Annotated in this window: 8 protein-coding genes; 4 read left to right on the forward strand and 4 right to left on the reverse strand. The window is 54.8% G+C overall.

The features are described 5' to 3' along the window. Nucleotides 1–75: 75 nt before the first annotated feature. The gene (locus CLV58_RS15205) at nucleotides 76–4,719 is read right to left on the reverse strand and encodes an RICIN domain-containing protein (RefSeq protein WP_245882340.1); all 4,644 of its coding nucleotides are present in this window, start codon (nucleotides 4,717–4,719) and stop codon (nucleotides 76–78) included. Between the two features lie 291 nt (nucleotides 4,720–5,010). Here CLV58_RS15205 and CLV58_RS15210 point away from each other — a divergent pair, with 291 nt between their 5' ends. The 4 genes from CLV58_RS15210 to CLV58_RS15225 all read left to right on the forward strand — a co-directional run bounded on the left by CLV58_RS15210 (nucleotide 5,011) and on the right by CLV58_RS15225 (nucleotide 8,565). After that, complete coding sequence (locus CLV58_RS15210; RefSeq protein WP_211300863.1) at nucleotides 5,011–5,652, forward strand: hypothetical protein; 642 nt, start codon at nucleotides 5,011–5,013, stop codon at nucleotides 5,650–5,652. A gap of 51 nt (nucleotides 5,653–5,703) precedes the next feature. Further along, the gene (locus tag CLV58_RS15215; RefSeq protein WP_106138685.1) at nucleotides 5,704–6,747 is read left to right on the forward strand and encodes a class I SAM-dependent methyltransferase; all 1,044 of its coding nucleotides are present in this window, start codon (nucleotides 5,704–5,706) and stop codon (nucleotides 6,745–6,747) included. Nucleotides 6,748–6,830: 83 nt separating this feature from the next. Further along, entirely contained in the window at nucleotides 6,831–7,529 is a 699-nt protein-coding gene (locus CLV58_RS15220) for a YjjG family noncanonical pyrimidine nucleotidase (RefSeq protein ID WP_106138686.1), read from the forward strand. A 256-nt stretch (nucleotides 7,530–7,785) separates the two neighbouring features. Beyond that, entirely contained in the window at nucleotides 7,786–8,565 is a 780-nt protein-coding gene (locus tag CLV58_RS15225; protein WP_106138687.1) for a 3-hydroxyacyl-CoA dehydrogenase, read from the forward strand. Between the two features lie 217 nt (nucleotides 8,566–8,782). On the opposite strand, the gene CLV58_RS15230 is transcribed toward CLV58_RS15225, so the two are convergent. From CLV58_RS15230 to CLV58_RS15240, 3 genes are all read right to left on the reverse strand, one after another. After that, nucleotides 8,783–9,925: a methionine aminotransferase gene (locus CLV58_RS15230; RefSeq protein WP_281257917.1), complete on the reverse strand. Its 1,143-nt coding sequence runs from the start codon at nucleotides 9,923–9,925 to the stop codon at nucleotides 8,783–8,785. A gap of 208 nt (nucleotides 9,926–10,133) precedes the next feature. Continuing rightward, entirely contained in the window at nucleotides 10,134–13,130 is a 2,997-nt protein-coding gene (locus CLV58_RS15235) for a TonB-dependent receptor (protein ID WP_106138689.1), read from the reverse strand. Nucleotides 13,131–13,362: 232 nt separating this feature from the next. Continuing rightward, nucleotides 13,363–14,250, reverse strand: coding sequence for an FKBP-type peptidyl-prolyl cis-trans isomerase (locus CLV58_RS15240; protein ID WP_106138690.1), 888 nt, complete (start codon nucleotides 14,248–14,250; stop codon nucleotides 13,363–13,365). Nucleotides 14,251–14,328 lie beyond the last annotated feature (78 nt).

A 14,328-nucleotide genomic window follows, 5' to 3' on the forward strand; every position in this document is an offset into this window, starting at 1 on the left:
TTACTACCGGGGCCTGATTCGCATTTTAGATAGACCTGACAGGTTTTCAAAACCTGTCAGGTCTGACACTAACTCTTATCGTTCGATGACCAGTCGTAGCGTTGCCTTTAGCTGGTCAGCGACTTCAATCGAAACCAGATAGACACCTGCCGCATACTCACTAGTGGAGATGGTGTGATACGATTCCGTCTCCGTGTTGACCAGCCGACGATACTGGATTTTGCCGCGTAGGTTGGTGACAGTCACACTAGCTGGTAGCCCCTGCGCACCTTGCAGGTCCACGTTTACCTGCATCTGTGCCGGGTTGGGATACAGCCCGTATTGACTGTCACTGTGTTCGGACAGTGCGGCCGCGAAATCGACAGCCCCCATCCGGCTACCGGGAATCGAACAGCCAACGGCATCGATGAGCCATTGCTGGTTCTGTGCGCCGGTAGCCGGCCACTGAACGATTTCTATGTTCTCGTCGGCACTGTTGCCTTTCTGATTCATCATTTTACCCGAATGGCGGGCCATAAGGGTGTAGTAGCCCTGCGCGTCGAGCGCAATTTTCCACTGCTGGTTCTGCCCACCTGTCGATGCCCACTGAATCAGATTCGTTCCGTCGTTGGTAGATACTCCAGATACGTCGATCAGTTTACCGCTGTTGCCATTCGCGAGTTGGTAGTAACCATCGGCGTTAAGCTGCATTTTCCACTGCTGTGATGCTTTCCCAGCATAGGTTTGCTGCCGGATTTGTGCACCATCGTTTTTCGATGCGTTCTGTACGCCAATGACTTTACCGCCATTCCGCGACGAGATTCTATAGCAGGCCGTCGGCGAAAAGACACAGGTCCGCTCTTCCACCCTCCACTGCTGAACGGCGAAGTTATTGACCGGAAACTGGCCTACGACCGCCCCCTCATTCTGATTCCAATCAAGTAGATCGATGGCTTTGCCGGAATGACGAGCAATGAACTGGGTGTACCCATCGGTAGTCTGTACTGGCTTCCATTGCTGGTTTCCGCCCCCCAGATAATCCCACAGAATCAGCGGTGCCCGGTCATCCATAGAGATTCCGATGACGTCGATCACTTTATTCGTCTGCTGGGAGAGAATCTGGTAATAGCCGTCGCTGGTGGGTGCAAACTTCCACTGTTGCGAAGCCAGGTTGGCGTCGGTACGCTGAAGAATGGCGGCCCCGTTCGCCAGGCCTTCAGCGCCCAGCACTTTACCACTGTGGCGAGAAACAATCCGATAACAACTGTTCGCCTTGACAACAAGGGCCGGTGGTGCCGGGGCAACACAAGCACGCTCGTCCACCCGCCACTGCTGGGTAGCCCCGGTGTTGGCCGTAAACTGAACCGCTGCGGCCCCCTCGTTCTGGCTACCGTCCAGCAGGTCGACCGCTTTTCCTGAATGACGGGCCAGAAACTGGGTGTACCCGTCGGCAGTCTGCATCGGCTTCCATTGCTGGTTATTTCCACCAGCATATCCCCATATCCCTAGTGGACCTCGATCGGTTTGCAGATTACCCACCTGATCGAGCACCTTATTCGTCTGCTGGGAGAGAATCTGATAGTAGCCGTCGCTGGTAGCCGCGAACTTCCACTGTTGCGCGGCTGTATTCGCGTCGGTGCGCTGGGTTACGGCCGAGCCGTTGTCGGTCCCATCACTGGTCAGCACTTTGCCGCTCGCCCGTGAAACAAGCCGGTAGCAACTGGCTGAATTGACTGAAAACGCCGGTGGCGTCGATACGGCACAGGTCCGTTCTTCAACCAGCCACTGCTGAGTAGTATTGGTATTGGGGGTAAACTGGGCTACAGCAGCCCCATCGTTCTGGTTAGCATCCAGCAGGTCGATAGCCTTTCCCGAATGGCGGGCCAGAAACTGGGTGTATCCATCGGCAGTCTGTATCGGCTTCCATTGCTGGTTATTTCCGCCAACGTAATCCCAGATACCCAGCGGGCCACGATCCGTCTGTAGAATACCCACCTGGTCGATGACCTTGCCTGTCTTCTGGGAAAGAATCTGGTAATAGCCGTCGCTGGTAGCTGTAAACTTCCACTGTTGCGAAGCCAGATTGGCGTCGGTGCGCTGGGTCACGGCCGAGCCATTATCAGTTCCGTCGCTGGTTAGCACTTTGCCACTGACCCGCGAGACAAGCCGGTAGCAACTGCCAGCTTTCACGGGAAAAGGAGCAATAGCCACACTGGTTTCTACCCCACCTGTCCAGGCAGCGCTCCGGCGCGTATAAACCCGAAAGTAGTAGGTTTGACCAGCAGTCAGGTTCGTCACGGTCAGGTTATTGGCAACACCCTGGTACATTACTTTCCCCCCAAAGAAGTCGGCACCTGTCCCCATGAAATTGGCGTCGGCCGGGTAAACCTGACTACTGGGCCGGTCAGAAAAACCACTCCCTGCTTTGGCTACCACCAATACATTGTCGTAGGTCACAGCCGGAGCGGTCCAGTTCAGCTGGACACTACTGCCCTGAACCGTAGCCTTCAGATTAGAGACGGCCAGTTTTCCCGAATTACAATCCGGGTAAATTTTCACCGAATCGGTTGCCGTTAGCCCACCTTTATCCGTGACGGTAAGCTTGACAAAGTAGTAATACGTCTCCCCATCACAACCGACCGGCGATACCGTAATCGTGGGCGACACGCTGGTATTGATGGGCTCCCGGTGCTCGTGCGTATTATGGCGTAGGGTTACCTGCCAGGCGTAGGTCAGACTGCTGGTCTCTTCATCGGTTACGCTGGCCGATAGCGTGTACTGGCTTTCCCGGTCCAGCGGATAAAGTGTGTTGGCCCCCGGATTGGTAATCTTCGCCGTTGGTGCCGTATTGTTGAGCGACACCACTACGCTTTTCGTGTCGCTGAGCCCTTTTCCGTCGCTCACCGTCAGTGTGACGGGAATAGCCTGCACCCCAGTGCCGCTAAACACTTTGGTGGGGTTGGGCTGCGTCGAGGTGGTGCCATCGCCGAAATTCCAGGCGTAGGTGAGCGCATCGCCGTTCGGATCGCTCGACCCATCGCCTTTGAACGATACCGTCAGGGGCGAGTTGCCGACGAGCGTGTTGGCCGAGAGTTGGGCTATCGGAGGCTGGTTACCGCCGTAGCTGATCTTCATCACCTCGTTCGAGTAAATGCTGACAAAATACAGCGCGCCGTCCAGCGGATTATACCTGATATCCACGATACCGCTGGCTCCCCCGCCCGGTAGAAACTCACGCACCTGTGTTACATTACCGGTACCGTCGAGTGTAGCCGCCTTGATCCAGTTGGCCGAGAAATCGGCGAAGAAGTATGTGTTTTGCCATTCAGCCGGGAATGTCGTTCCGGTGTAATAAGCCCCCCCGATAGCGCAACTTCCGCCAAATGGACTGCCTTTGGCTCCGCCAGCAGCCCCAACAGTAGTTGCCGTCGCGAAGGCCCCGTTGAATGTCGGTGTCCGAGCGACATTCTCCCCGTGCTTCCAGTCGAGTGCCGGGCGGGCATGAATGTAACGACGTTGTAAACCTGGTAGCGGTTGACCACTGCACGGATTATTGACCGTCTGGACCGGGTTTGATGGTTGTTTGACCAGATCCGCAAACGTCAGGAATGGTTTGTTACAGGTATTGGTCGGATTGGGTTCATCGCGGTTCTCAAGTGTGTTGGCTGCTGCTGCATAATCCGACTGCACCTCCTGCCCTTCGAAGATGGGCCATCCGGCGTTTACGCCACCCTGACGGATGATATTCGTTTCCTCCCACGTACCCCAGCCCACATCGCCGATCAGCACCGTACCCGGATTACCGTCGTTCATGTTGGTACTGCCCGTGTTAGGCAGCAGGGACATCCGGTATGGGTGCCGCAACCCCAACGTCCACACACGCGATTGCGCCGACCGGGGATTGGCCGAGTCATAGTATGGATTGGTAGGTAAGCCATCGCCCGTATTGGGGTCCATGCGTAGCAGTTTTCCACAGTGTGAATTGAGCATCTGCGAGCGGAAAGCCCCCACGTTCTCATTCGCCCGCATAATCCCGTCGTTAATCGCCTGCTGATGGTACGTATCCTTCGCATTTCCTTTGTCGACGCCATCCCAACTGCCATTATCGCCGGTACTCAGCAACAGTGATCCATCACTGCCGAAGAGGAGTGCCCCCCCTGCATGTGACTCATGAATCAGCGGGACACCGGTACTTTTGGTCTCGCCCACCAATACCTTACGACTGTTGGCAACCGTCGTAAGGTTTCCATTATCCATGGTAAACTGGTAGCGGGTCACACGACTGATACTGGCGTTACTATATTCGTTGGTAGTAGCGCTGTATTCTGCCGTACCGAACTTCATCAGGTGGTGCCGGTCCACCTGATAGTACAGGTAAATCCGGCCATTCTGACTAAAATTGGGGTCAAGACAAAGGCTGGCCAGCCCAAAATCGTGGTAGTTACCAACCTCCTCACTAATGTCGAGGACGGGCGTACTTTGTTTGACGTACTGAACGCCGTCCCAGTTCGAAACCCAGACTAGGCCGCTCTTTTCCCAGACAAACTGTTGCTTACCGTCGGCCGAAAAAACGACGCCCATGGGGGCCGTATAATTGCTCTGGGCCTTGGCGCTTTTAAAACCAGTCGGCAGGTTTTGGGCATCGGCTCCCCGACTGCCAATGAGGGTTGCCAACAGGGTAGCAACCCAATAAAACGTAGCAGGCCGAACGAAAAACGCCCGGCAAAACAAGGTACACATCGGTCTATAAAATATGGGTTTTACTTGATGCTGTAGGCTATCGCTGCGTATAGCGATAGACATAACGCTCCATATTTTGACTCTTCGGTATACTAAATCGTAACAATCTGCTGTGTTTATAGACTTACCGTTATCACAAGAACCAATACATTGATTTTCAAAGCATTACCCTCTAAAATATTATTTGTCGAAACAGCATTTTATTTAGTAAACGGTAGTTTGTAGCCACTTGTCGTCCATAAAACGTTTATAGGTCGGGTAATACTTGAAAACTGTCTTTTTCCTAGATTTATGAAGCCCCGTATGGCCTGGTTTCTGGGTGTATCGATCCTGTCTTTGTGGATAGCCACCGACCTGTTTATTCCACGAAAGCACAGTATTCGCCAATTTGATCCGACAGCCGTGGCCCGGCTGGAAACGGCGATGTGGCGATCGTATTACGATAAGAATCCGGCACTACTATTCTGGCAACTGGCGGGCGGATTACGGGAACAATTTCACGCACCCTTCTGGCGGTCGTTCGTGCTGGGATTTCAGGCAACGAAAGCAGCTTTTGTGTTCAAGCGCGGACAGTCCGATGCCGATTATCAGCAGGCACTGCCCGAGTTACTGACGTACTACGGAAACATTCAGGAACTGACCGTCGAATCCTTCACGATACCGGACATGGCCCGTGAAGAACTCAACTGGTGGATTGTTCATCGGCAGCGTAATCGCTATTCCTATGCCGACCTTGCCGATGCCCTCGACACAACGGCTGCCGTCCTGTATCGACAACCGGTAGCCGAGTTTACCCGCTACGGGCAGTTCCGCGCCGACGCCATGCGGCTGTGCGATGAGGCAGGCCGAGGTGCTACCGAAGCCGACTGGCGACGCATCGAACAGCGACTGGATCAGGCCTGGGGCGAATTACACCGAGTCGTTTCGCGCTAATCGGCAAATCAATAGCCCTACGCAAATGGTTGCGTCTGTATATTAACTTTTATGCAGTTAACGATCTCGACTGAAAATCCGCTGGAGTGGCTGGTCAAGCTGGCGAATCTGGCCCCTGTTCCTCTGTTACATGCGCAGGTAATGCCCGTTATGGCGAAGGCGGTGCTGGAAGCTGCCGACAAGGGCGTATTCAAAGCCGCCGGAGCCGGTCCGCAGACACTCGATCAGCTGACCGAAACGTCGGGACTGAATCGCAAGGCCTTGGGTGAACTGCTGGGTTTACTGACTGCAATGGATTATTTCGCCTATAAAAACGAGCAGTTCACGCTGACGCCCATGGCCCGCCGGTTTGCCTTCCCCGACGACCCCATGTCGGTGCATGGCATGCTGGTGTTCAACAACCGCGTGGCCTGGAACTGGCTCGATCACCTGGGCGATTACCTGCAAACGGGCAAGGGCATTCACTATCACGATACCCTGTCGACTGAAGAGTGGCAGTACTATCAGGAAGCGATGGTCGCGGCCACGAGTACCGAAGCGAAAGAATTTGGCCGGCGGGCCCCCGTTCCGAAAACGGCGACGCGCATGCTCGATATCGGCGGCTCGCACGGGCAGCATTCGGTAGCCCTCTGCAAACGCCTGCCCGCCCTTACGTCGACTATTCTTGATTTACCACCAGCCATCGAAAAAGCCCGCCCGCTACTTGAGCGACAGGCTATGGGCAATCGGGTACAGTACCAGCCCGGCAACGCGCTGACCGACGATTTCGGCACCAATACTTATGACATTGTTTTGTTATCGAGTCTGGCACATCACTTCACGCCCGTTCAGAATCAGCAGGTTACCGACAAGGTAGCGAAGGCACTTCGGCCGGGGGGCGTCTTTATCGTCAACGAGTTTATCCGCCCCGAAACCGGTAGTAAACCCGAGCTGATTGGCAGTAGTACCGACCTGTTTTACGGGCTAAGCAGTACCGCCGGCAATTATTCCGTCGCCGAAATCGACAGCTGGCAGCAGCAGGCAGGTCTGAAAAAACACAAGACAATCTGGTACCGAACATTACCCGGCCGCGCGATGGTCGTCGCGAAGAAGTAACAAGCCGCAGCCGTACTTTTGTGGTGGCCACCACGTGACGGCCACCACCGCTGTAAACCGAATACTATAAACCGAAAACCGAAATGCCTGCCCCTTACAAGCACCTTTTCTTCGACCTTGACCATACGCTCTGGGATTTTGACCGTAACTCCGCCGAGTCGATCGCGGAACTCTACGACACCTTTGCGCTGGCCGAACTTGGCGTTTCGTCGGTCGATACGTTCAGCAGCCATTTTATTCGAATCAACAAGCAACTCTGGGCCGACTACGACAAAAATCTGATTACCCACGGCTATATCCGCGAAAATCGTTTTCCGATGGTCTTTCAGGCCATGGGTGTCGACTGCGGGGACATACACACGGCCATGAACGACGAGTATCTGCAACTACTACCCCGCAAAAAGCACTTGCTGGAGTCGGCGCAGGACGTACTCGACTACCTGCAACACCGCTATCAGCTGCACATCATCACCAACGGTTTCGCGGACATTCAGGCAATCAAGCTGGAAAGTGCGGGCATCACGCATTACTTCGAGCACATCGTTACCAACGGCGTCGTCAATGCCAAGAAGCCCGACCCGGCTATTTTTCGGTATGCGCTCGACATCAGCGGGGCCTCGGCGTCGGAAAGCCTGATGATTGGCGATAATTACGAAGCCGACATTCTGGGGGGCAAACGCGCCGGGCTCGATACGCTGTTTTACGATCAGATCGGCACCCCCGTCAATGAGTTGCCTACATACACCATTCGCCACTGGCGCGAGCTGATGGCGATTTTGTAGTACGCTAAACCTCACCCCTGTTGAGAGACTACTCTTGTAGGGGTTTCACATAGTGTGCATTCATTGGCTTTATCGATAGGCATTTTACCCCTAAATCCCCTGAAGGGGACTTAGCTCGTACTGGAAAAAAGTCCCCTTCAGGGGATTTAGGGGTAGAGAAGCTCCTTTTCGAAGCACCCAGATTTTAATACCTAAAACTCCTGCAAGAGTAGGTTGAGAGGAGGATAGGGGTCCAAAAACGCTTTTATAACACCACATGAACTTCACCAACACAACGGCCCTGGTTACCGGGGGCGCATCGGGACTCGGCGAGGCTACCGTTCGGATGCTGGCCGGACAGGGGGCCAACGTAATCATCGCCGATCTGAACCAGGAACGCGGCTACGCCCTGGCCGATGAACTGGGCAAGCAGGTCCGCTTCTGCCTGACCAACGTCACCGACGAAAGCGACGTACAGGCGGCTATCAACCGGGCCGTCGACACTTTCGGCGGGTTACACATCAACGTCAACTGCGCGGGGGTGGCCGAAGCGCGGAAAACACTTGGCAAGGTCGACGGGGTGTATGGCGCTCACTCACTGGCCGCGTTTCAAAAGGTTATCGCCGTCAACCTGATCGGTACGTTCAACGCCATCCGGCTATCGGCGCTGACCATGGAGCGGAATGAACCCAACCCTGAAGGCGAACGGGGTGTTATTATCAACACGGCCTCGGTCGCGGCCTATGACGGTCAAATGGGACAGGCCGCTTATTCGGCCTCCAAAGGCGGTATCGTTGGGATGACACTCCCCATTGCCCGTGATTTAGCCCGATCGGGGATTCGCGTTATGACCATTGCCCCCGGTTTGTTCGAAACGCCCTTATTGGCATCACTACCCGAAGAAGCGCGCCTGTCGTTGGGTCAGCAGGTACCGTTCCCCTCCCGGCTGGGCCGCCCGACGGAGTATGCGCAACTGGCGAAAAGTATCATCGAAAATCCGATGCTCAACGGCGAAGTCATCCGCCTGGATGGTGCCATCCGCATGGGGCCGAAATAACAGCGGTGTAAGCTAGGCGTCTCGGTCTGGTGGGCGCGTCTGTGTAGCCTGGACGTCCACGTCCGGGTGCCCGACAGGGCAACTACTCATAGCGGCAGCTTTTTGGTCGCTGACGCGCCCACCCGGACGTGGACGTCCAGGCTACATAGACGCGCAGAAAGCTACCACCAACGATGGTCGCTATCGCGCCCTCCAGACCGGGAGGTCTGGGCTACACTTACAACTTACTCAGGCGCTCGGCGGCTTCCTGGATGACGTCGTCGGTTTTGGCGAAACAGAAGCGAAGGATGTGGTAATCGTTCTGCTGGTGGTAGAATACCGATACCGGAATAGAAGCCACACCAATTTCTTTCGTCAGTCGGACGGCCAGGTTATAATCCGGTTCGGTGGTGATGGCGTCGTACGACACGCACTGGAAAAAGCTACCTTGGGCGGGTATAAATCGGAAACGACTATTGGTGATACCCGCCAGAAAGAGGTCACGTTTGCGCTGGTAAAAAGCCGATAGTTGCTGGTAATGCGACGGCTCACTCAGGTAGTCGGCCAGTGCGTATTGCATGGGTGTAGCCGTGCTGAATGTAACGTACTGATGGATTTTCCGAAACGCAGCTGTCATCGGAACCGGAGCCAGGCAGTACCCAATTTTCCAGCCGGTGATGTGAAACGTCTTCCCGAAGGACCCGATAATAAACGTCCGCTCCCGCAAAACAGGGTGCGTCATCAGCGACTGATGCGTTCGGCCGTCGAACAGAATGTGCTCGTATACCTCGTCGCTGATTAGCCAGATGTCGCGGTCCTGCACCAGCCGGGCCAACTGATTCAGATCGTCGCGCGTCCAGCAGTAACCCGTCGGGTTGTGCGGTGTGTTGACCATAATCAGCTGGGTTCGCTCGGTCACAGCCGCTTCTACCGCCGACCAGTCGACCGCGTAATTCGGTGGGGTCAGCGTAACGTACACCGGAATGCCTCCGTTCAGCTCGATTGCCGGCACATAGCTGTCGTAAGCCGGTTCGAGCACGATCACCTCGTCGCCCTGCTGCACGATAGCGGTAACGGCGGCAAAGATGGCTTCCGTTGCTCCCGATACGACCGTTACCTCGGTTTCCGGGTTATAACTGACACCGTACTGCGCCATCGTTTTCTGCGCCAGCCGCTCCCGTAGTACCGGTACTCCCGTCATGGGTGCGTATTGATTACGTCCCGCCCGCATATGCTCATCGACAAGCGCAGTCAGCGCCGGATCGCAGTCGAAGCCCGGAAACCCCTGCGACAGATTCAGCGCGCCCGTTTCCGTCGCCAGTTGCGACATCACAGTAAAGATGGTCGTACCCACGCGGGGCAGTTTGTCAGGAAGAGTCACAGTATTCAGTATTCGGTTTACAGTTTTCGGCAGTTCGACAGACGATACACAGTCGAGCGAATAAGCAAGTTACCGCCAAAACGCAGAACGACCACCCGAAAATGGATGGTCGTTCTCTCTTCTGATTGATTCGGTGATGCATCAGCCCGCGCCACGGTGGCAACCACCGTGTGGCCGCCGGAAACCGTAGACTGAAAAACCGTAAACCTTAAAACGATGCGGTCAGGCGGGTAAACAGGAAGCGTCCGTTGAAACCACCCTGGTTGGAACCAAACAGGAACCGGCCCCGGTTCGACGCATCACGTCCCGATGAATAATCAACCGAGCCAAGTGCATTCCGGGGATCGATGTATATCTGATCGGGATATACATCAAACAGGTTATTGGCTCCCAATGACAGGCTGATGGCTTTCGTAAACCGATAGTTTGCCGTCAGGTCGGTGATCCAGATTGGGTTGAACGTCTGGTCGATGTATGGATCACCACTTTCGTTACGGGCAAACTGCGAATTGTAGTAGGCACCACTGGCGTTTTTCGCGTAGGGATCAACATTCGTTTTGTTCGTGACCGAGCCGAAACGTACGGTCCGTAATGTCAGGTCAAACTTGCCGATCGTGTACGACGCGCTCAGGTTGATCTTGTTCTGCGGCTGTCCCGTTTCGAGCAGGGCCACCTGCGAGCGGTCGAAGAAGATGTTACGGAACCACGTATCCGGGTTACCACCTTTACTCTCATTGTTGGCCGGGCTGTTGATCACATCCGATGGGTTGATCGACAGCACCTTGTTCTGGTTGAAATTGATCGCAGCTGTCAGCGTCAGTTGACCAGGGCCGGCTTTCAGACGTTCCGTGGCCACAATGTCGATGCCTTTCGTGCGCGTGTTGGCGGCATTGGCAAAGAACCGGACGTTGTTGATCCCCACGTAGTCGTTTGTACCGAAGCCCAGAACCGACCGGCTAAACGCACCCGAATATAGAATCCGGTCCTTGATGTCGATCAGGTACGCGTCAACCGTAATCGTGAATTGCCGCCCAAGCTGACTTGTCAGACCCAACGTGTAGTTGACCGACGTTTCGGGCTTCAGCGCGTTGACGCCGATGACCTGACGGGCAATGGGGTTGTCGTTGTTTACCGTCAGCGTATTCGACGGGTTGCCACTCACGAACTGCGTACTGGTATTCTGGAAGTACCGCTGATGCAGACTCGGTGCCCGGAAACCAGTGCTGATGGCTCCCCGAATGTTGAGCGCATCGATCAGGCGCAGCCGTCCCGCCAGCTTACCAGTCAGTTTCGAGCCGAAGTCAGAATAGTTCTCGTAGCGCCCCGCCAGATCGAGCAGCAGCCGACGGAACAGTTCGCCCTCTACGTCGGCATACAGGCTGACGTTATGCCGGCTTGCGTTGATGGCGTCGGTGGGCTGATAACCGGGGAATACCTGCGAACCGGGCAGTGCCATGGTTGTACCCGGCGACGTACCGCCAACCGTGTAAGGGGCCAGTGGTACCGCTTTGCTGGTACTAGCGCCGACGTACGAATTCAACTCACCCGCTACGATCTGGAATTGATCGCGCCGGTATTCAGCCCCCGCTGCGAGGTTTAGGCCCGTAATTGCGCCAACCTGGGCATACAGCCGGGAAAAGTCGAGGTTGGTCGTATTTTGGTTGAACAGCAGTTTACCCGCATAGAAGTCCGTCTGCTGCGTGTTGCTATTGGGTAGTGACGCGTTGGCCGAATTCAGCACGTCGAACCGAAACGAGTTACGGCCGAAGGTGTTACTCAGATCCATATTCCACTGACCCAGCTTCGTCTTGTAACCAACCAGCAGGGACTGATCGTTGATTTTCGACTGAATAGCGGGCAGAAAACCGTCGGGGTAGTACAGCGAGCCATCGGCATTGAGCGGCTGCTGCGCCCGAATAGCTGGTAAGCGATAGTTACCATACCCCGTACCCTCACGGAACGAAGCCCCCGCAGTGAAGTACAGATTACCGTTGGCACCGACGGGTAGAGTACCATTGACAAACAGACCGTAGTTACGAGCCGATGAATTACCGATAACCATGTTCTGTCGATTGTAACCACGTTGAGCCACCAGTGCCTGATCAGCAGCGATGAGTTGGCTACGGAAATCGTTCTGATTCTGACCGGTTGGCGTAGTGGGAAAAACAGCGGCTGTACCATTGGTACCCAGATATATAGTCGGCGCATTATCAGGCCCGCTGCGGTTGGTACGGCCCCGCTCCTGCACCTGACCGGCTACCGTCAGACTGCCATTTCTACCCATCCGAAACCCTTTCGAGAAGTCGAATTGTAATACGCCCCCATCGTGCAGGGACTGACTTCGCGGCTCCGTACCACCACCGATGAGCGGCACATTGTACTTCATGTTCGTGAAGCTTTGCCCGGCCGTCAGCGATGCTGTAAATCCCGTATAATTCTTTTTCAGGACGACGTTGATAACGCCTGCAATGGCATCGGACCCATACTGAGCAGCCGCCCCATCGCGCAGCACTTCGATCCGTTCGATAGCCGCCACCGGGATTGCATTCATGTCGGTACCAACCGAACCGCGCCCTACTGAACCGTTGATATTAACCAGCGCCGTGGTGTGCCGCCGTTTACCGTTGACCAGCACCAGCACCTGATCGGGGCCAAGCCCGCGTAGCGAAGCCGGATCGACGTGGTCGGTACCGTCGGTTACGGTTTGCCGGTTTGAGTTGAACGAAGGCGCGACGAAGTTCAGAATCTGACTGACGTCCGTCTGCGCAAACCCTTTCAGATCTTTCGTACTGATTACGTCGACCGGCGCGACGGTCTGAATATTGGTCCGCGCCGTAGCCGCCCGCGACCCGACAACGACGACTTCATTGAGCCGCGATGATAATTCGGCAATGGCAGCATTGAGCGTTACCGGATCGCCAGCAGGTATGGTCACGGGTACCGTCAGGCCTTCGTAGCCGACAAAACTGAACCGTACGTTATACGTACCGGGGCTTACGTTTAGCCGATATACGCCTTCTGCGTCAGTTGTCGCACCGGTGGTGCTTCCTACCACGACAACCGTCGCGCCGGGAATAATTGAGCCACTCGCCTTATCGGTAACGCGCCCGGTTATTCCCTGGGAAAACGCTATGGATAAAGAAACTAGCCACGCAACCGCCAATAGGGCGACTTGCCTAGATTTACCAACATACAAATTAGTCATAGGTTACTCTTTAGTTGAACGACAAATAAAGAAACCATATGGACCATAAGCAAAATAGCCTCCTTTTATTTTGCCATCTTCCGAATAAACAAACTATTAATGCAGCTAAATCACAAAATTTGCCATTTACACGAAACGTTTAGCTGTTGACGATTACAATCGCTACGCCGGGGCTATAACGAAAACGGGTCGCCTGATTGGCAACCCGTTTCATGCTACTGAATAACTACACTTACTTGATCGAAACGACTTCAATATCGAAGCGGAGCGGAGCGTATGGCGTGATAACGTACTTATTGTCCTGAACTACCCCTACCGTGCCATAACCCAGTGTCGAAGGGAAAATAATTGTCGCTTTTTCGCCGGCTTTAAGTTTACCTACGGCTTCTTCAAAGCCAGCAACATTTTTGCCTAGCCCGACTGTCACATCGTAGGTTCTCGTCGTGCCCGTACTGTCAAACGCCGTTGTGGCGCGTAGGGTACGCCCGGCATAGCGCACAGTAGCAACCTGCCCGGTGGTTGGTAGCGACCCAGTTGTACTGGTTTGTGTCCGGATGAAGCGCAGGCCGGTTGAGGTCAGTTCGGGTGTTGGCAGGTTATTCCGGCTGATATAATCGGCGATTTGCTGCGCTTCCGTCCGTGAGCGAACCAGCGTAACGTCGAACCGGACGGGCGAGTAAGCGGGTAGATTCGTTAACGTGCGATCGTTATAGCCGATGTACGATGGAATCAGCAGTTTAGCTTTCTCGCCCTCACCCAGCAGGCCCAGCCCTTGTTCCAGACCGGGCAGAATCGACTTGATGCCGTACGGGTAATAAACGGGTGTCGTAGCCGCTGAACTATCGACCAATACATCGCTCAGGTTGTACGACTTATAATTGAACTGCACTTCTTCGCCAACGGCGGGTTTCTTTGAGCCGGTAATCGAATCAGTTTTGTAAAAATAAAGCCCCGATGCCTGAAAGGCACCTTTGTAGCCTTTCCGAGCGGCATAGGTTTTAATCGAGTCATCATTGGCCCGATACAGCCCGCTTGTGTTATCGATATCGGCTGGCTGACAGCCTACGACTAGCGAAGTCAGGGCCAGGCCGGCCAACAGAGTTAAAAGGGGGTAACGCATAAATTGAAAAGGAAAAAGATACTTACACTACGCGAATCGACCCGGTTTCGTGGCGACAGGTTGGAATCGATCCGGTAA

It is taken from the genome of Spirosoma oryzae, from assembly GCF_003002825.1.
GTDB classification, from domain to species: Bacteria; Bacteroidota; Bacteroidia; order Cytophagales; family Spirosomataceae; genus Spirosoma; species Spirosoma oryzae.